At 44.1% G+C, this 20707-nt stretch carries 12 protein-coding genes and 3 pseudogenes; 7 read left to right on the top strand and 8 right to left on the bottom strand.

Annotated elements, in window-relative coordinates:
- The first annotated feature begins 22 nt into the window (after window positions 1-22).
- The 6 genes and pseudogenes from sctC to DFP79_RS09200 all read left to right on the top strand — a co-directional run.
- Window positions 23-2164 carry a type III secretion system outer membrane ring subunit SctC gene (gene sctC / locus DFP79_RS09220; RefSeq protein WP_133503664.1) on the top strand — a complete coding sequence of 714 codons (2142 nt, stop codon included), beginning with the start codon at window positions 23-25 and terminating at the stop codon, window positions 2162-2164.
- 12 nt (window positions 2165-2176) lie between these two features.
- A complete protein-coding gene (gene hrpT, locus DFP79_RS18240; RefSeq protein ID WP_424960643.1) occupies window positions 2177-2374 on the top strand; it encodes an HrpT family type III secretion system protein in 198 nt (65 codons plus the stop codon).
- Complete coding sequence (locus DFP79_RS09215; RefSeq protein WP_133503663.1) at window positions 2355-2699, top strand: hypothetical protein; 345 nt, start codon at window positions 2355-2357, stop codon at window positions 2697-2699. Before hrpT ends, DFP79_RS09215 begins: the two co-directional genes overlap by 20 nt.
- Window positions 2700-2874: 175 nt before the next feature.
- Complete coding sequence (locus tag DFP79_RS09210; RefSeq protein WP_133503662.1) at window positions 2875-4281, top strand: pectate lyase; 1407 nt, start codon at window positions 2875-2877, stop codon at window positions 4279-4281.
- A gap of 88 nt (window positions 4282-4369) precedes the next feature.
- Window positions 4370-9775, top strand: coding sequence for an AvrE-family type 3 secretion system effector (locus DFP79_RS09205; RefSeq protein WP_133503661.1), 5406 nt, complete (start codon window positions 4370-4372; stop codon window positions 9773-9775).
- Between the two features lie 70 nt (window positions 9776-9845).
- Window positions 9846-10358: pseudogene (locus DFP79_RS09200) on the top strand (IS30 family transposase); the annotation flags it as partial.
- Window positions 10359-10544: 186 nt separating this feature from the next.
- On the opposite strand, the pseudogene DFP79_RS18235 reads toward DFP79_RS09200, so the two are convergent.
- The 5 genes and pseudogenes from DFP79_RS18235 to DFP79_RS09175 form a co-directional block, all read right to left on the bottom strand.
- A pseudogene (locus DFP79_RS18235) lies at window positions 10545-11216 on the bottom strand (methyl-accepting chemotaxis protein); the annotation flags it as partial.
- Between the two features lie 764 nt (window positions 11217-11980).
- Entirely contained in the window at window positions 11981-13381 is a 1401-nt protein-coding gene (locus tag DFP79_RS09190; RefSeq protein ID WP_133503659.1) for an APC family permease, read from the bottom strand.
- A 41-nt stretch (window positions 13382-13422) separates the two neighbouring features.
- Complete coding sequence (locus DFP79_RS09185; RefSeq protein WP_133503658.1) at window positions 13423-14715, bottom strand: NAD(P)/FAD-dependent oxidoreductase; 1293 nt, start codon at window positions 14713-14715, stop codon at window positions 13423-13425.
- Window positions 14716-14766: 51 nt separating this feature from the next.
- On the bottom strand, window positions 14767-15189 hold the full coding sequence (locus DFP79_RS09180) for a RidA family protein (protein ID WP_133503657.1): 423 nt from the start codon (window positions 15187-15189) through the stop codon (window positions 14767-14769).
- A 64-nt stretch (window positions 15190-15253) separates the two neighbouring features.
- A complete protein-coding gene (locus tag DFP79_RS09175; RefSeq protein WP_133503656.1) occupies window positions 15254-16393 on the bottom strand; it encodes an ornithine cyclodeaminase family protein in 1140 nt (379 codons plus the stop codon).
- Window positions 16394-16629: 236 nt separating this feature from the next.
- On the opposite strand from DFP79_RS09175, the gene DFP79_RS09170 reads away from it, so the two are divergent.
- Window positions 16630-17463, top strand: a complete 834-nt coding sequence (locus DFP79_RS09170; RefSeq protein WP_133503655.1) for an AraC family transcriptional regulator — start codon at window positions 16630-16632, stop codon at window positions 17461-17463.
- Between the two features lie 78 nt (window positions 17464-17541).
- On the opposite strand, the pseudogene DFP79_RS09165 reads toward DFP79_RS09170, so the two are convergent.
- The 3 genes and pseudogenes from DFP79_RS09165 to DFP79_RS09155 all read right to left on the bottom strand — a co-directional run.
- Window positions 17542-17774: pseudogene (locus DFP79_RS09165) on the bottom strand (allantoinase); the annotation flags it as partial.
- A 288-nt stretch (window positions 17775-18062) separates the two neighbouring features.
- A complete protein-coding gene (locus DFP79_RS09160; protein WP_133503654.1) occupies window positions 18063-19505 on the bottom strand; it encodes an aspartate kinase in 1443 nt (480 codons plus the stop codon).
- 238 nt (window positions 19506-19743) lie between these two features.
- A complete protein-coding gene (locus DFP79_RS09155) occupies window positions 19744-20664 on the bottom strand; it encodes a MerR family transcriptional regulator (RefSeq protein WP_133503653.1) in 921 nt (306 codons plus the stop codon).
- Window positions 20665-20707 lie beyond the last annotated feature (43 nt).

The raw sequence follows: 20707 nt of genomic DNA, 5'->3' as shown, positions 1-20707 counted from the left end.
CCTTCATTAACGCGAGCCATTTATGATGCTTTTACGACACCTTTGTCTGATTTGCCAATTTTTCTATTCTAGTCGCCGCTTATTGAACGCTTTCAAACTTGGCGGAGCAGCCTGCGTTACCATATTTGCGCTTACTTCGAACTCAATCGCGGCGGTTCCGCCGACTTGGAAGCAAACTGCGTTTGCCTACGAAGCCAACCAAACATCGCTTCGCGCCACCCTCTCCTCTTTTTGTAATACCTTTGGTGTGAGTTTGTCTATTAGTCGCCACCTGTCCGGCACAGTAGATGGCAAACTTAAGGCGAACTCAGCGCAAGATTTTCTAAATCGACTTGCGATAGAGCATAAATTTTTATGGTTTGTGTACAACGGAACCTTATATGTCAGCCCTCTCAAAGATCAAAAATCAGAGCTACTCGATGTCTCTGAAGATGCAGTATCAGATTTAAAAGACGCACTCACCCAAATTGGCTTACTCGATAAAAGATTCGGTTGGGGAGAGCTGCCTGACGAAGGCACCGTGATCGTCTCAGGCCCAAAGCGCTATGTCGAATTTGTGAAATCCTTGTCGCGCAAAAAGAAAAAGGGAGACGAAAAGAAAGAAGTCATGGTGTTCCCGTTGAAGTACGCACTAGCCGATGACAGATCCATCAGCTATCGCAATAAGTCAATCGAGATTGCAGGGGTCGCTTCAATGTTAAGTAACCTTCTAGGAAGCGGTGGAAAAAAAGCGCCTTTAGCACTCGATACTATGGATTTTAAAACAACAGCGCAAAGTATGGAGGCGTTTGATGCTATGCGAGAAAACGCAATGAGCCGAATTCAAAACCGCATTGCTGACCGAAACGCCACGCCAAGCGAAATCAACGCGAAACTGAGTGACAACAATAAAACAAATTCCATTATCAGCGCAGATACGCGAAACAACGCGGTACTGATTCGAGATGACTACGAAAAAAAGGCGATGTACACAGACCTCATCGCACAACTAGACCAACCTCGTCACGTCATCGAAATTGATGCGATTATCCTAGATATAGACAGAGAAAAACTGTCGGAGCTGGGGTTTAACTGGCAAGGTGGATCCGGTAACACAGAGGCAAACATAAACACATCCGGCGCCTCTCCTTTTCTAAAAAGCGGATCATCAGCTACGGTGACGATTCAAGATTTTAATCATTTTTTCGCGCAAATTAGAGCACTGGAAACAGACGGGGACGCCTCACTCGTTGCAAACCCATCTATCCTCACTATCGAAAACCAACCAGCGATCATCGACTTTAATAATACCGCTTTCATAAAATCCACAGGCGAACGCGTCGCCAATGTATCTGAAATTACGGCAGGTACCAGCTTGCAAGTTCTACCAAGATTAATCGATTCACAAGCAGAGCGTGTTATTCAGCTATTTTTAGACATTGAAGACGGCGATATTGAATCAAATTCAGGATCAGAAACGCCTTCTGTTAGCAAAGGCAGCATCAGCACGCAAGCGGTTATAAAAACAGAACGTTCACTTGTCATAGGCGGTTTCAAAGTAGAGCAAAAAACCCAAAGAGAAAGCAAGGTTCCTTTACTGGGAGACATTCCATATATTGGCAAATTATTCAGCTATTCAAGCAAAGTTCATTCAAAGAGAGAACGCCTTTTCATCATCACGCCAAGGCTCGTTGGCAATGAAAGTAACCCACTTCAATATGTGTCTAACGAAAATCAGGAAGCACTAGGCGAGGCGCTCGAATCACAAAAAGACAAACACGCCCGCGATTTTGTAAAAATCACAAGAGCCGAAGTCGGCCGCGCATTTGAAGATCTCATTAACCTATACATTCCCAATGGTTTTTCACTGCAAACGTCCGCCCCATATGGCATTGAGTATTACTGTAAACCCAACAACAATTTCAAGATCAACACGAAAAAGCTGCAATGGTATAACAGCAAAGACTACTCGATATTAGTCGGTAAAATAAGAAACGAAAGTCCAAACCCCGCTCGCTTCGACGAATCAAGCTGCGCTCATCGCGACACTATTGCGGTTTCCGTTCGCCCTAATACTCAGTTAGGCCCTTGGGAGTCCGTCGAAGTATTACTCGCGGTGAGACGCCCAAACAAAAATAAGAAGCAACGCAGCTCTCTTATTCCCAACAATCACGTACTGAATTAGTGAGGATCAATTTTGCGCTATTTATTAACGGCTTTAACGGTACTGTTTATCAGTGGATGTAGCTCATTCTCAAACAAAAGCTGTGGCATAAGCGATTGCAGCCGTCCGCTCTCGACTCATCAGTCTTTAGTCATTTGGTGGGGAAATGGAATGAGAGATAGCCTTAATAAAGATGAGGATACGACTACTTATGTTCTCGTTTCCCGGTAATCCTGAAATTGAACATTGGGCAAAGGAACAGCTCATGGGCAACTCTTACGCTTTTTCACTCTCAGACAATTGCTCATTACACTGCAGCCTCGATGACAATGAAGCGAGGCTCGAGTTAGAACTGCCAGAAACAGCAAATTCAGAGCATCTAATCCGCACAATTTTAAGCAAACGCTTAGAAGAACCACAACTTTACGCACAGACTGCGGCATTACGATCGAGAGCAGCATTTTGGAAAATCGTCATTACTGAGAACGCTCAAGCACCGAGTGTTACAACTATTTTGAAACAATATTCTCTTTTCATTCAACTCATTCAAGCATAAAGAATTTTTTCAGCAGCATACGTTACGCCACTTTACAAATCCCAGATGATTAAAGGAACTTCTGTTTCGTCATCTCCACACAAGATATGCATAGAGAACTTGCTCGCAGCTTCCTAATGCATCGGCACTAATCAGAGATATAAAAACGACGATCAAATCGTACAGGAGAATCGGAATGACCAGTATAAACTCACAGATACCTCAATCATTCAATATGGGCCAGATGGGGAGCGACGGATTGTCCAGCCTACTTGGACAATCGAATGCAGGTTCTAGCAATACCGGAGCTGGCGCTTCTCTAGAAGGCGCTGACGGTGATTCACAAAAACTGATCCTACTCATACTTGCACTAATGGAAATGATGAAAGGAGAAGGAGAAGGAACAGACGGTCAGAGTAGCGACGGCAGCACATCACCGCTAAGCGGCGCAAACGGTGGAAACTCAAGTTCACCTTTGAGTGGTACAGGTGAATCAGGCACCGCTGCAAATGGCGTTGGCGGAAGTGAAGGCTCAAAAGGCCTTGGCGAAGCAACGGGATCCGACGCTCTTTCATCCAGTGAAGGCACAGACTCGCTGATTATGGAACTGCTGATGCAGTTGCTTGAACAGATGATAGGCCAATCAAAAGACGGCAGTGGGCAAACATCTGAAGGCATGGAATCACTTCAAGAACTGCTTAGCAAACTTATGGACAATAACGAAGACACGTTTGGATCTCCTAGCTCAACTGGCAGCACGCCTGCAACAAGCCCTACATCGGGTGGCGGCACATCGACAGGTGGCGCAGCGCCTACAACAGAAGGCAGTACGTCTACCGCTGGAGCAGTTCCTACAACAGACGGTGGAACATCTACTGGCGGCGCTACTGCAACTGGCGGCGGTACGTCTACCGGCGGTGCTTCTACTGGCGGAACTTCTACTGGAGGAGCTACAACACTTGGCAGTGCTGGTGAAAGCACTGGAGCGAGTGGCGCGGCGACTACAATGTTTCCAACTGCATCCTCTGACGCCCAAGTTGTGAACGAGTCTATCGTCGTAAAGGCGGGTGAAACCTTTGACGGCGCAGGCAAAACCTTTACTGCTGGCAACGCACTGGGAGACGGTGGACAGTCTGAAAGTCAAAAACCTTTGTTTATTCTTGAAGACGGTGCACAACTTAAGAACGTCGTTATTGGCGATAATGGCGCCGACGGTATCCATACCCGTGGTGACGCTAAGCTTGAAAACGTTCACTGGACAGATGTTGGTGAAGATGCGTTAACCATGAAAGGCAGTGGCGATGTAGAAATCAAAGACAGCAGCGCAAAAGGTGCTGCTGATAAGATTTTCCAATTGAACGCACCAGGTAGCCTAACCATTGACAACTTTCAAGCGGACGATTTCGGAAAATTAGTTCGAACTAATGGCGGTCAACAAGGTGATTGGGACATAAACCTAAACAACATCACTGCGACGAATGGCAAACACGCACTAGTTCAAAGCGACAGTAGTACAGTTAATGTCAACGCTAATAATGTTCAAACTGAGAATGTAAAAGGCATGTACAAATTGCCTGAATCAGCCTCTTTATCAATTCAGTAACTCCGTCTCTCTTCAGACAGTCGGAGGCCTTGTTTGTTTCTGATTGTCTGTTGAGAAGCTATACAGGGCTTTCATCAAGGTAATCACAATGAAAATTACGTCACAAATCAGTCAAATCTTAAGCTCACATAAAGCAGAAGAGGCGTCTACTTCTCGCTCAGCACCGAGTAACCGATTTAAAGAGGATAATATCCAATCTTTGGCTGATGCAGGTAAACAGGCTCAAAAGCCCAATAACCTTCGACAACGTAATACAGATGCCAGCGGACAAACCTTTGCTAGGCATCAATCTACCTTAGAGACGCCCTCCTCTCAGGATTCCCAGCGCCATTCACAATCCTCCAACCACAAATCTCGAAAGTCCTTTATTGAAAAACTTTCCTGCGGCTTGCTCGTCAATATAGGAAGCCAGAAAGCTTCCAGCAGTGTTCGGTCACAAAATCAAACACTCAATTCAACACGAGCCAAAAACGAAGCGCCCACTAATCAACAAGGAGCGAGTAAAACCCCGCTAGACCCTCAATCAAACCAGAATAATCTCGATAAAATACGTACTCAATTGCAGCAACCCTTAAGCAGCCGGTTTCCAATGATGGGCATTAAGGAAGACGCATCACAACCGCCCTCGTCCCAGCAAAAACCAAAAACTCCGTCTACTCTTAACCAAAGCGCGGCTTCCTTCACTCAGCGAGAAGGTAAAGCATCGCTACATTCACCGACGCATGTCATAGACAACCTATCGATAACAGAAACGGGAGAAAGCTCAGGAATCGAGAAGAGCACCACTTCTGAGTTAACATCGAAGAACAGCCTCGCAAAATTAATGCGATCAGACCCATCGTTCAACACTGAAAAACCTATAAACCGCCTTCAGCATATTGGCTTAGAGCTTCATCACCATGCCCTAAAAGTTGACAGAGATACTGATCCGGCCATTAGCTCAATCCTTCAGCAAACACTAGGACGAAAAAAACAAGAGTACGTCGCATTAGAATCCCATAATAATGGGCAAGAGCACTTTGCGCTGGACAACAAAGGTAGGGTCTTTCAAATCACCTCGAAACAAGACACTGGAGTGAGTGTTTTACACACATCTCGCCCTGTCATTGATCCAAACTCTCCGCCCGACTCAATTCGTGATCACCTTATTAATGCACGCTCAAACAACATCATAGATAAAAGCCATCTAGCAGAACTAACAGGCATCTATACCGATGAACAGGATACTCACTGGAGAATGAGCGACGGTGATTTGTATAAATCTAAATCGAATCTTGGAGGTCAAGTCGAATGGAAAAAAGTGGATCAAAACATAAATTCATTGATTATGAATGCAAACAACCAAGTATATGCAATTAAAGACGAAAGTAAGCTCGTCAACGTCTCTTCGAATCAAGTCAGCGAAAAAATGCCACAAAACATTATTAGCGCAGACATCAATGCGAAAAATGAAGTTGCTCTCTTGCTTAAAGCAGATCCAAAAGATACAGAAAAAGGGTTTATTAAAGCCGAAGATGGCAGTGTCCTTAAGCGCCCCGGTGGTCAATACGATGGTGAGCTACACATCCGCCTTCAAACAAAAATAGACTCATCTACTGCGGATACGTTAGATCTGCCCGCTCGATATGGCCCAAGCGTATCAGACAAAAACGGTGCGAAAACGGATTTCAGCGCCATTGGTTTTTCCAACGATCATTTATTCGCGATCGATAAAGATAATCAAATTTTGCTTGCGAAAACTCCTCTTAATCAAGAAGCTGCGGTCACATTCGATGCAAACCCACAAAAAGCATTAGAAGACACCTTTGGTTCAGACATAAAATACGAACGCTTCTCTCATTCAGAAGATGGCAATCTATCGGTCACGATTAAAGACAACAAAGGCCAAAAGCATTTATGCGCCCTCAATTCAGACGGAAAAACCTTTGCTCCAGGCTGGAATCTAAGCGATTCGCTTGTTCTTGACAGTACGCTTGGAATGGAAAAAAACGTCGACGAATCCAGCTTACATATTCAGAATTTTAAAAAAACAGGAGCCCTTGCTCTCAATGACAAAGGCGAACTGTTCGCGAAAGATAACCTCACTCAAAAATGGACGAAAGTAGATAAAGACGTCTCCGAATTGACAAGAGGCGGCGATAACAACCCATACGCAGTGCAAAAAGGTGAAGTTAAACGCGTTCTACTAAAAGAAGAATCTAATAATATTGTTCACGGGGACAATAATGTTTTCTCTTTGACCCAACGCCGAAACACTTACTCCCTTGATTCGGGTATCAAAAGCGCGCCATCCGAAAACATTAAATCTGCGGCCGTTCTTGGAAGCTATAAACACGTAACATTAGACGACAAGGGAGAACTCACTTTCAGGCACGCCCCCCATCGCGAAAAGAAATCACTCTTAGCCGACGTGAAATTAGAGCGTGGAAACATTCCTGAAGATGCAGGCAAATTTACCTCCATCGCAGTAGACAAACACAAAACACTGTACGCGTTAACGGAGCATGGCGAACTGTACAGTATGCCAGAGAATGACTGGAACAAACTCGACGGGAAAACTCCTCCTAAATGGTCTCACAATGCTTCTTCGCACTCAAAATCCGATTTTACAAACGCCCATTTAACGTTGGATAAAAGCCTGAATCTACAAGTAAACAGCCCAAACGGCGAACAACTTATTAAATCGGATTCTAATTGGCGAAAAGGCGATAACACGGCAGAAAACAACTCAGAAACCATGCGAGACAAGCTCTTCCATGTATTAGAAAGCAGCACAAAGAAATACAAAGTAGGGAAATCCGGCGTCGCAGTTGCAGCAGAAGTAGGCGGTTTCAAAAGTAATCAAAGTAGCGCCATAAAAACGAAATTTACAGACCGACTCAAAGCTCACATTTTCAAACCTGACTTGGAAACACCTCGCCCCATAAAAACACTTGTTAACTCGGCGCAGCATAATTGGCAAGGACGGCAGGGGTTACAAACAACCTACCAACAAGCCAGCGCGTTATTCAAAGAATTAGACGTGTTGAATGCGGATATAAAAACCTCCTCAAAAGACGCACCAACCACGGATAGTAAACAACGTATTAGTCAGCTTAATCTTGGAAACCGCGGCGAAAGTTTCAAGAAAGACATTGAGTCTTTTCGCGAAGAACTTGAAAACAGTGCACTTACGCAACTCATCGCATTAGGCAAACATCAGGGGATTCTGAAAAAGGAAGGCGTCGCTGAAATAAATGAAGCCTACACACCTTCAAAATTGAAAGACCTTAAACAACAACTGAACCCAAACAGATCGGGCCACGATCTAAGCGCGGAGTTACAGGCGGTATGGAAGCAGTTTCCAGCGTCTGAAAACAGCGAAGTCAACAAGCTTCTCAAGACCTTCACCGACATGAAACTCAATATGAGCCATCAGTCTCTCGACATTCCGCTTGGACGTAATCGAGATCCTGATGACAAAATGGCTTTGACAAAAGCTCGACTCGTCCTTGATACATTGACGCTCAAGAAAGTCAGCGACTTAGCCAATTCAGCGGCTTTAATTGCAGAGGGAACACCTTCCGAAAGCCAATTAAAGACACTAGAAAACACCTTAGAAGCGTTAAAAAATACTAAATACGAAAGCAATCAGGTAAAAATGCACACTGATGACGGTGTTCAAAGCCATCGACAAGCCGAAGCAAACTACGACGCCTCGAAATATCTTATTAAAGCGATGAGTTCAGAAGACAATGCTCTCAAAGTGATTACTAAAGCAGCGTTAAAATCGGGCGATCATTCCGATTTTAACGCTGCTTTTAAAGATCTCATGTACAGTCTAAAGCCTGAAGACAATATTGCGTTATCACGAGGCTACAGTGGTGGTGTTCAATCCGCATTCTTTGCCGAACCGTTGGCCAATCCAATTTTTGGTACGATACTCACCGCCAGCGCAAAGGAAAAACGCAGCTACGACTTAGAGTTCGATGGACAAGATGACGGAGTCGGAATTACGATCAAAGGAACACTAGGTCCATCAGTAAGAGCCGGCGCGGTATTAGGGCGAGATTATTTACCGGATCTACACAAAGACGACAATATCCCTATTCCCATAAATGGAGGGGCCCAAAGTTTCAAACCCGACGCACGTGTTGGAGCCTCTGTTTCGGGCGGCTTTGACTTCGCCAAACTCAACGAAGTCAAATTTACCATTAAAGACGAACATATTGATGCATTTGTTAACACACTAACAAAATCCAACGCAAAGCCTGACGATTTAGTTAAACTTGGCATCGACCAAGTCACATCTCAAGGTTCCAAATGGACATTCTCAGTGGATGCTGCCGTCAGCCTTGCTGCTCGAGCCCGTGTAAACCTGACAGACAGCTCGGCCCAACCGTCTCGTTATGTACGTTTAGGTGGCGGGGTTTCAGCTGCGTCTAATTTAATGAGCAAAAGCAAAGAAGACAAACATTATGCAGGAAGCGACACATTAAAAGAACGCAGTACGACTAAGGGCGATATGCTGTCCAAACACTCAGCTTCAGCTGACCTTGCCCTTACCCTCGGATCGTCGTACAAAGTAGAAAACGGGGTGCTACCTGTCAATAACAATGTGAGTGCATCGATCGAGGCTAGCGTTGATAACAGCGTAAAAACGCGTGGGGAAATAAAAGCCAAACTCGCATCAGAAGTAAAAGACAAGGACATTGAGGCGCAAATAACCACGCTTACATCAGCCTTTACTGGTCAGCAGCATAAAAAACCGTTGGATAACATAAAAAATGAAACAAATGTTTCTCAACAGTTATCTCTGTTGAAGAATCATTTTTTATCCGATGAGCTAAAAATAACCAACGATGATCAGCACCATGCTGTTGTAAAACTGAAAAAAATCATCAACCAACACTCCGCTCATGAAGCGAAAGCGCCCATTCTGTCAGGGAATAAAGTGATGGTGATGCTAGGAAACACTCGTCACCTAGATTCAGATGAGCTGGGGCAGGTTATTGGCTCCCTTGTCTCGCCATCAACACAACGCGATACGGTCAAACAAATAAAAGAACTCATCAAGAATGACCCCATTATTGAGGACATGATTTCCAGTATGCAGACTCGTCCCTTGGCGAGTGCAAACATTACGTTAGAACTAAAAGACGACATTCGCGACAAAGCTGAAAAGGATTATATCAACGGTAAACTGGATCTGAGTGCGGCGAAAAAACTTTTGGAAAAGCCTGAAAACAGACGGCTTCAATCCATTTCAGTTGTTGAGGCTGGCGAATATTCGGAAGGTTATAGCACGCCTTTTCCACTGGTTAGCGCGTCGAGCTCTGCCTCAATTACAATGGCGAGAATGGCTGCCACGATCAAATTTGAATACGGCAGAGATCAAGATGTACCTCTTTCATACAAGTTGGCAGGAGATCTCGTGTCTTCAAAGTCGGACATGGGTGAAATGATAGGAGAATTGGAAAAAAGTGGTCTCGCAGTCAAAACAGGCAATGACTAACCCACATTTATGGATGCAGAATAAAGAAAAAGAAAGCAGATTAATAAAATAGAAAACAATAGATGAAGTTATAAAGAACGCTGTATCCATAGAGGAGCGTCCTGATATTGTCGATACGCGAAAACGTTTTGGGGATTGGGAAGACACGGTTCTAGGCAAAAGTGGAACCGGCTCAATTGTCACGCTACTTGAGCGAACGACGCGTTTTTACTTGATAAAGAAAGTGAATTCAAAGTCTGCCGTAGATGTCACCCAAGCGACAATAGAGTTGTTAATGCCCTTTAAAGATCACGTGCATACGATTACAGCAGATAACGGTAGAGAATTTTCTCATCATGCTAAGATTGAAGAAGCGCTGGGTACAAAAGTCTATTTTGCCCACCCTTATAGCTCTTGGGAGCGCGGCGCGAACAAAAACAGTAACGGTCTTTTAAGGCAATATGTGCGTAAAGGAACAGATTTAAGAGAGATTGAAGATGACATGATTCACTGGACGATGACGAGACTCAATTATCGTCCAAGGAAGTGTTTAGGATTCAAGCAGCCAGCGGTCGTATTTAAAGAGATGTGCTTAGCGGCTTGAAATGAAAAGTGTCACACTTCGAGCTTGAATTCAGGGCTTTGTTTAATGAAGTGCGTCATTCCATTTTTGTGACACTACCAGAAAGTGTCGTATTGGCGTGATTTAGACTTGAAGTAAGAGTTAAGTGTCTGAATAGAAAATGTATTTTCAGATCTTCTATTCAGACGCTGAGCTCATAATAGATCATTAAACATGACTTAAGATGTATTCTTGAGTTCTTGTCAGTGCCTGTTCAACTTGTTTCATGTAAGTTGAACACGTTTCCTCTAAAGCAACTAATTGATCTGTTTCAATGACTCCATTTGTCATTTCTGTCATCAATTCATTGATCTTCGATAGTAGGTCGCCCAATGCAATGAAGTCGGCTTGTTGTCGGAAGTTGAATTCATTGTCTGTGCCGTTGTAATACCAGTCACCTAAGTAAGTCGTTGTGATATCAAGAGCTTTGTCTTGGGGCTGCTTTTGCCATGCTTTAATTAGAAATTGATTGTGCCATACGGTTAAATCTAGCACGGCGGCAGCAACATGGGCATAAGCCATAGATTGATAGCCGGACGCCATGAGTTTCTCTGAATGCGCTGCTGTGTCATTAAAAGAGAGGCTTAAGCGCTCACAGGATTGGTTGGTGCTGATGGTGTCGTTATGAAGGCCATCAACCTGTCGGCTGACCTTATTTGTGTTCTCGTCAATTCTTTGAACCAAGAGAGAGATGTGTTCACTGGATTCTCTTGCTTTATTTGCTAAAGTTCTGACTTCATCCGCCACAACGGCAAACCCACGACCGTGTTCACCTGCCCGTGCGGCTTCAATGGCGGCATTTAAGGCTAATAGATTGGTCTGTTCTGAAATGCTTTGAATGGTGTCGGTAAAGCCTTTTATTTCATTGGCAGTATCACGCAGAGAGTTTACATCTTGAAGGCTGATTTGTGTTTTATCGGCAATGGTAGAAATGGCTTCTTTTAGTTCAAAAATATCTGTTTTGTTTTGCTGGATAAGCACATCTGAACCTTCTGATTCACTCATAGGTTCAAAAAGTAATTCTAAAATTTTGTTGGTTGAGCCAAGTACGAAGGAAAGGCTAGGTTGGTTGGCTTCTAATAAGAAGGGGGTTTTATCTTCCAACTCAACGGTAGATTGTTGGCTTTCTTTCAACTGGGTCAATTCGGCTTCTATTTGGGCCAGTTTTGTCGATAAGTTGTGCTTCTCTTCTTGTACTTCAGTTAGAGCTGTTTCAAGTTCAATCCGTTTTTTGTTGCCAAACATCATATGTAGGGTGACTCCTAATTAACAAGTATCAATAAATCAGATGGCTGATGGTTTATAAGAGTTAAGCTAAAGATCTTGGCGCTAAAAATAAAGGCACCCTTTGAAAAGGTGCTCTTTCGTAACTCAACTAGATAAGCTACGACAAAGTCCATTGAGCTATGACAACTTCTACTGCTGCGTTGTCCTAATGACAAGGCATCCTGTGGTAATTTTCTCTTTAACCGAGCCAAGTTTTGAAGTCCAATATGCCAAGATTGACTTTCAGAACTTAACCAAAAACAATTTAGGGCTTACTCAGAAAAAGCTTCTGAGTAAGCCCTAATGACCTACATCTATGTTGGTCTTATTTCTAGATATTAATCTGCGTCGACTTCAAATAAGCCACGCTTCATAACAAACTTCACCCAGACAGCTGCAATAATGCTGATGACCAGTAAAATGCCACCGGTAATGCTGTAAACCATTTGCGTCATTTCTGGTGTCGGTGAGTTGTTTAAAGCCACATATAGCATGCCCGCCAAACCTAGTATCTGTGGCAAAGGATAGAAAGGTGTACGATATGGACGAGACAGGTTGGGATGACGCTTACGTAATACGATGACATTAATATGAGCAACACAATAGGCTAACAACCAGCTTGTGGTGGCGGCAATGACCAGTACGATTAATGAGTCAATGCTGAATGCAAAGAAAGGAATACTGGCACCAACACTGATCATCAAAGTGCCGACCCATGGGGCATCAAATCGATTCGTTTTCTTTAGCATTGGGAAGACCTGACCTTGATCCGCCATACCTTGAAGCATTCTTGGAACCGCTGCTAGAACCGTGTTCATAGTACTGCACGTTGCGGCCAAGGCCATTACCGTCGCAATGATTAAACCAGATTGACCAAATACGGCATTGGCGTAATCAAGGTAAGGTAACGGAGATTCCAGTAAGCTAGGAATGTCTAAGTACAAACTAGCACCATAGGTAAACCCTAGGAAAATGAAGAAAATCATAAATAGGGAAAGGTGCATCGCACGTGGGATGTTTTTATTTGGTGTTTTGACATCATTGACCAAAGGACAAATGAATTCTACACCAACCATAGTCCAAAGCGCTAAACCAACTAAGCCAATGAAACTGCCATCTAATACACCACCAAAACTCCAATCAACGCTTGGACCAGCTAGAGTTGGGTGTGGCTCGCCTGCGCCAGTAATAGCGACCAAACCGATTAAGATCAAAGCTGTAATCAAAATAAAGGCAAGCAGGTTTTGAACCTTAGCGAACACATCTGTACCAATTAAATTGGTAATGGTGAACAAGCCAAGAATAATAAGTGGCGCTGCTTTTTCTGGTAAGAACCCAGGTAAGAGTTGCCCTAACATGGCATCCACGAGAAACATCTCAACTGGTAGAGCTAAGATAGCGACAACCACATAACCAGCAAAGACGGAAACAATCGCTGGAAAATGTCCGATGGCTTTTTGCGTGTAGGTAGCTAATGTGCCTTTTTCAGGAAACATTAATGATAGTTCTGCAAAGCTCATCGCGTTAAATTGCGCTAAGACCAATGCCGTTATCATGGCGGCAATGAAGGCCATACCACCAATTCCTATGCCTTGTAAGGCTGAGATCATTGCGCCTTGAACGATTACCAAGCCGACGCAGATGGCCATCATGGTGGGTAAGCCTAGTTTTTTAATGGGATTCATGGGGGCGGCAGAAGCCGCTGGTCGAGCGTTTTTAGGTTGAGTCATATCGGTCATTTTTTGGTTCCTTTTGTGTGTAAACGTTTAAACGTTTTTTCTTAGAGTCGATCAAACCGATAGGGACTTGGGTCAATCAGCGGAGTCGAATTCGTCACCAAATCGGCGGCTAATTGACCGGCTGCGGGCCCGGTGCCAAATCCATGACCAGAAAAACCAGTAGCGACCGTTAAGCCTGGAAGAGCAGCAATATGGTCAATGACAGGATTCGAGTCAGGGGTTACATCGATCAGACCAGCCCAAGCTTCGTCGATTTGCGCTTTAGCAAAAACCGGCCAGGCCTGAGTCAAATTATTTAGAGCATCTTGGTTCAGATTAGGGTTGAATTTAGGATCGTTAGTGCGATGCCTTTCAAAGGGAGAAATTTGATCCGCCTTCCAGCGACGAGATTGCATCAGGTCGTTAAAAAAGGCTTTGCCAAAAGACACATTTAAAAAACTTCGCTGAGCTTTCAGCTGGTCTAGATATTTATGACCAATCAATAAATGATCCAAGGTAATAGGAGCGTCTAATTTACCGCGCTGAGTGATAATGAACCCACCGTCTTGATGCTTTCGAAAGGAGAAGTCCGGTCCGCCTACCGCAATGTCTGTTGGCCCTTCCATTGGCTTAGTGCGGAAAACCGAGCAGATCAAGGGTAAGGTCGGTAAGGCAACGCCTAAGTTCCCTAAGAAGCGTCGAGACCAAGCGCCGCCAGCTAATAGCACTTGATCACAGCGAATTTCACCTTGCTCTGTGATCACGCCACTGACTTTGCCTGCGCTCGTTGATAAGGTACGAACTGCACAATTTTGGATGATGATGGCACCTTTTTCGATGGCGGCTTTCGCCATCGCGCTGGTAGCAATAGCGGGTTCAGCTCGACCATCAGAAGCGGTAAAAATACCGCCTTTCCAATCACCTTGACCACCTGGTACTCGTTGCTCAATTTCTTTTGAACTGAGCATTTTTGAACCTAAATCAAGGGATTCAACTGACTTCAACCAAGCTTCGTGCATGGCCAATTCTTTATCTGTTTTAGACAGAAACATAATGCCAGATTGGTGATAGCCAACACTTTGTCCAAGGCGTTCTGGCATTTCTGCCCAAAGCTTGTCAGCCGCTTGAGCTAAAGGAACATCGTGCAAGTGACGACTGGTTTTACGAATCCAACCAAGGTTACGTGAGGATTGTTCGCCAGCGATATGACCTTTCTCAATTAACACAACAGGAACATTTCGTTCCGCTAAAGTGAGTGCGGCACTAATACCGACAATGCCGCCGCCGATGATGACGACAGACGTTGAGCTGGGTAGTTGGTTATTCGTTGCGACGGCATCAAGTGCTTTTGTCATAAAACATTACCTAAATAAAATTGGGCGTTGGGATAAACAACGCCCAACAGGTTATTGAGCGATTTGGATTTCTTTTACATTGGCTGTTGATGCGCCGCGAAACGCGGTGACTTCCAGCTCTACTTTGTAAACGGTTGAGCCGAGTGGTGGACAAGTCACCGTGGTGGCTGGGTTAATGCCACGGAATTTAGAGCCGATGTATTCCATTACCTTGTGGGTGTCTGCCGGGTCTTGAATGAAGACTCGTGACATTACAACGTCCGCTAACGATGAATCGACAGCGGCTAATGCGGCTTCAATATTGTTAAAGACCTGTTCTGTTTGTTCTAGCGCGTCGTCTGGGATTGCTTTGGTTGCTGGGTTGCGACCTGCGGTGTTAGAGACATAAATCCAGTTATCAACGGCAACGATGCGTGAATAGCTGCCAATTTCTTCGAACTTTGAACCGGTTTTTACTTTGATAATGTCAGTCATTTGTCTTACCTAAAGAGTGAAAAAAGTGCCTCAGTGATTCGTAAATTGAGGCACGTTGGTGGGCTTATCTAAGAACAGGGGTTTCCCAAAGGTTCAGTTTTACCCCTATGTTTTTCTCTAGGGCATTGCGATAAATTTTGGTCGCCCACGCCACATCTTCTACTGGCATGCCACCAACTGATAACACGATGATTTCTTCATCGTTCTGGCGGCCAGGTGTCGCGCCACCCACAATCTCGGTAAGATCTTCTAGTTTATCTTTGCTCATCGAGCCTTCTTCGATCATATCCATGAAACGCATGCCCACTAGAGGAATATGGTTGTGAGCTGGCTTCGGCACTTCTTCGTACCAAGCTTCGTATAAACCTGAGCTGTCTAAGACTTTACGGACATCGTCTTTGCTCATATCGTCGTCAAGGCTGCAGCTGGCAGGCATGGCTAAATAAGCCCCGGCTTTTACCCACTCACGTTTTACCATTGGGTAAGTCGATGGGTCTCCCGTTTCACCTGAGTTACAGTAAGTGACGATGTCAGAATCGCGGACCACGGCTTCAATGCTGTCAACGATTTGGATGTTGGTAATTTGAGGGAAGGTTTCTTTGGTCCAGGCAATGAAGTCGTCTAGGCTCTTTTGACCTCGGCCTTTGATCTTAATGGTGTCGATGTCAGGGCAAGCAGCCATAAAAGCAGCAACAGAGGTTTTCCCCATGACACCTGGTCCAAGCAAACCAATGACTTTGGAATCCTTACGAGCCAGATGACGAGCACCGACACCTGGAATAGCACCTGTACGGTAGGCAGACAGAAGGTTGGCAGACATGTAAGCCAATGGTGCGCCGGTATCGATGTCATTCAAGATCATCATTAGGATTGAACGGGGTAGGCCTTTTTCACGATTGGCGATGTTTGAGCCATACCATTTCACGCCACAAGTCTGAAAATCACCGCCTAAGTAGGCTGGCATGGCCATTAAACGACGGTCTGCGGTTGGTTTAGGCATGGTTGGAAAAGGGGACTCTTCAGGGAAAGTAATCATGGCGCCATGAGAGTCACTGTTTGGCCCAGCCATTCGATAGTCACCTTGATGCAGCAGGACAAACATTTCTTCCATGGTGTCCACACATTTCGGCATATCCGTTACGCCGGCCTTGATCATGTCTTGTTCAGAAAGGTAGATAAAATCTATTTTGGTATTATCTGACATTGGTATGCCTCAGCTTTGTCATCATTATTTTTCATCTGCTTGGGTGAATGGGAGTTAGGACATTAGGTTACTGAAAGGCACCTAACGACTTAAAAACAGCAGATAGAGTTGATCCTAGAGAGAGATAATCGGTTCGTATTGAATATTTGCGACATTGTAAAAAAAGTTTAGGTGCAAACAATCTGGCACCTATCTTGCTGCTTCAAGTTTTTATTGATTTGCTTGAGGCCTGAAACATGTTGTCAGTTTCTGTTATTGATCAGGTGTCTTGTATTCATTCAAAACAACCTTGGTTTGTGTTGAGCGCAGAACAAGACTTTTCAGTGAGCCCCTCTTTTCAGCCAGAAATTTCGCATTATTATCGTTTTGATGCTGATAAATCGGCTGAAACTGCCTTTGCCATTCCTGACGGATGTGTTGATATTGTTTTTGACTGTGATGAATCCAATCCAGTTGCCCGTGTTTGTGGTACGACATTAGAAGCAACCAACCCTGAGTTTATTCATCGACACCGATATTTTGGTGTGCGTTTTGAGACTGGTATCATTTCAGATCTATTTGATATTGGTGCAGAAGACTTAGTGGAACATCAGTTTAACTTGTTAGATATGGCACCAAAAGCTCAGAAAATGTTTGAGCAAGTGGTTGATGCAAAATGCTTTTCTGATCAAGTGTCAGTTGCGGAAAGTTTTTTTTCGAGCAAAGGATCACGCCAGTTTTCAGCGCTCTCGGCTATGGTGATTCGTTATATTTGTGAGCAAAAAGGCAATATACGACTGGCTGATTTAGAAGAGTTAACCGGCTACACCCTCCGTACTATTCAGCGTCTATTTCGAGATGAAATAGGCATGTCCCCTAAAGCATTTTGCCGCATTATTCGCTGCCAATCGGCTATTTATGACATCAACCATAAGCAGCAAGTGGTGTTCTCTGATTTAGCTTGTGATCTTGGCTTTAGTGATCAATCGCATTTTTTGCGGGAGTTCAAAAGGTTGGTATCAGAGACGCCTTTGAGGTATCAGAACCAGGTGAAAAGCGAAGCTTATTTGAATCGAATTCGTTATTACTAGATAAATCATATGTTGACCTTGATCTAAAAGAGCGCGTTATTAGACCGTGCAGCGCTCTTTTTTAGTGCTATTTAGGTCTTACCACTCTGGCGGGTGGTTATTAATCCAATGTTCAGCAATGTCTCCTCGTTTGGCTATCCAGACCTTGTCATGGGATTCAACGTAATCTAAAAACTTTTTCAGTGCCATGAAGCGACTGGGTTTGCCTAGCGTTCGGCAATGCATGCCGATGGACATCATTTTGGGGGTGGTTTTGCCCTCTATATACAGGCAATCAAATTATCTTTGAGGTACTGGAAAAACTCTTCTGCGTGACTAGAGAGATTGAAGATGACGTCATTCATTGGGCGATGACACGTATCAATTTTCGTCCAAGAAAGAGATGTGCTTAGCGGCTTGAAATGAAAAGTGTCGCACTTCGAACTTGAATTCAGGGACTAACCCACATTTATGGATGCAAAATAAAGAAAAAGAAAGCAGATTAATATAATAGAAAACAATAGAAAACAGAGTATTACTCATGTTTTCTATTGTTTTTAGGCACTCATTTTTTAAGCTACAGCTTATCTTAGCGTCAAACGTTTAATACGTCCGACCGCTTAGGAAGCCAAACAGATTGCACGCCCATGCTCATGAACTTCCACCAGCTCTTTGTGCAATGCTTTAATAGCCGCCTCAAAGTCTGATTCATCGACCACAAACTGCATATCAACCTGACGCATTGATTGGTGCATAGCAATGACATTAATGTCCTGCTCGGCGATAGCTTTAACCGCTTTAGCAAGCATTCCTGTTGTTTTCATATCCGAACCAATCGCTGATACAATCGCCACTTTACGCTGGCTAATTTCCGCATCAGGAAATTGACCTTGTAAAATAGCCATAATGCGTTTCAAGTTCTTTAGATTCACACCAAGGTAATGAGTGATCGTATTCGCATTGATGTCTTTTGCAATGATGTGTGCGTTAAGTTGACGAAGCACTTTCATGATTGCAGTATCAAATATGTCTATATCACCCGTCATTTCCTGATCAAACACTTCAATCGCATAGACACTGCGACACCCGGCTATGATTTCGACACAAGGAGAGTCGCTGACGTAATCACCCGTAATAAGCGTTCCGGTGTGATCCGGCTCAAACGTATTTTTTACTCTTAAAGGAATTTTGCTTTGACGCAGACCTTTAGCGGCCTTGGGATGGATCGCTTCCATACCTAAATTCGCAAGCTGGTCTGCAACATCATAGTTGGTGCGGCCAATAGGCACGGCGTTTCCTTCTCCAACCATGCGAGGATCCGCACTGCTCAGGTGGAACTCTTTGTGAATGATGGCTTCTTTTGCCTCTGTTAATACGGCAATGCGACTAAACGTCATTTCAGAATAACCTCGATCAAACGTCGACATTAAGCCTGTTTCACTGTGTGCATAGCCGGTTGTGATAGGTAACTGAGTCGACAAATCAATGTTTTTAAACTCCGCCACAATTCGCTCATCAAGCGACATGTGAGAAGGACTTTGCCAACCTGTTAAATCCACATATACCGCATTAACACCATCGCGTCTTAGCAAGCGAGCCATGTTCCAAGCACTGTGAGCTTCACCAATACTTGCCAGCATTTCACGTACGGTTGATAGGTGTTCGGCAACGGCAAAATGTCCATGACTACAAAGACGATTGAGGTCTTCTAAACAACGTTGTGCATCTTCTAGGCGCTGACCTACAAAATAATTCGCTTCTTCAAGAATGTCACCTTCACCAAATAGATCAAGGTTAATCGCTTCTAAGTTGTTACGCAGGTCTTGCAAAGCAGAAAGCCAGTTTTCTTGCTCTCGCTCTTTGGCAAACATGGCATAGACACCCGCATCTCCCGTTTTTTTATGCTCTAACAACCTGTCAGTAATACCGCCATAAGCAGAAACCACAAAAATTCGATTATAAAAATCTGAACTTACAGAGGGCTGGAAGATGATATTGTCTCTAACGGAGCGGTAGTCACTCATTGACGTGCCGCCGATTTTTTCAACTGTGTGAAGTGCCATGTTATACCTGTTGCATAGTGATTTTCGCAAATAAAACGCGGCACATAGTGTGTCACAATGCTGTAAAAATTTTAAGCCAGAATCCTCTTTTTATTCGGGTGTTTCTAGAAGTTTGTGTGCATAAAATAAGCTTTATCCAAAAATGATACTTTCAATTCCAGATTTTTCACCTAGCCCATGCCAATTGCAAGAGCAGAATTTGCTTTTAACACCTACGACTCGGCCCCATTTTACTTTTCTATTCTGCGCCGCTGCCCGAACTACTCCTCAATGTTTTAACGCCATCCATTGATGTCGGATACACGCGAATTTTGTCGCCGAACTCCTTAAATGTATCTTTATAAGTCAGCCATATTTCCGATCCGGTTATCACAATAGGCACGTCACTTTCGCCAAAATGAACCATGTATTTGTCTATATTTTCTGGAAGAACATTCTCACATACACAAAGGCATTTATCCGGCTTTAACTCCGTTAGAAGTGATTGCCACTGTACTGGGTTATGCACATCGCTAAGCCAAATAGGATCGAACCCTCGAGCTTGCAATAAGAGCGCCATCAACCCTGACCAAAAAGCCGAATCTAATGCGGAATTTAGCACTAATATTTTTGAATTTCTCTTCCCTTGATGTCTGTAGAAGTTCAGGTTTACGGCGACTTGTTTCGTCAAACAAGATGTAAAAAAGCGACTTGCGGTTTTATTATCGTCCAGTCGAGCGAGGTCGTTCATTATCGGTTCTATCAGTTGTGATACAACAATTTCAACTGGATATTGTGTTGTTACTTCTTGAAAGGCCGCAAGCAATTTTGATTCTTGATACGCTGTCGCGGACTCTAGAAACTGCGTTCGATACAAGTACCAAACATCCTCTTCCACCCGCTCGAACTCTTCTCCCACAGCCTTTTCTGGTTCGCTATTCGCTAGCAGCGCTTTTACTTTACCGACTGGTACACCTTTTTGAATCCATTGAACAATACTGCGAACCGTATCGATATCACTTTGACAATAGAGGCGGTGGCCTTTCGGTGTGCGGGTCGGTTTTAACAACCCATAGCGCCGCTCCCAAGCACGAAGGGTGACTGTATTCACACCGGTTTCCATGGACAACGTCCGTATAGGGAAAGGGTTATCAAGGCTATTTTCTTTTGAACTACTCATATAAATCTCCCAAACACAGAACTCATAGGTTTACCGATATTTT

Source organism: Marinomonas balearica (genome assembly GCF_004362145.1).
Taxonomy (GTDB): domain Bacteria; phylum Pseudomonadota; class Gammaproteobacteria; order Pseudomonadales; family Marinomonadaceae; genus Marinomonas; species Marinomonas balearica.
This window is presented reverse-complemented; position numbering and strand designations above follow the sequence as displayed.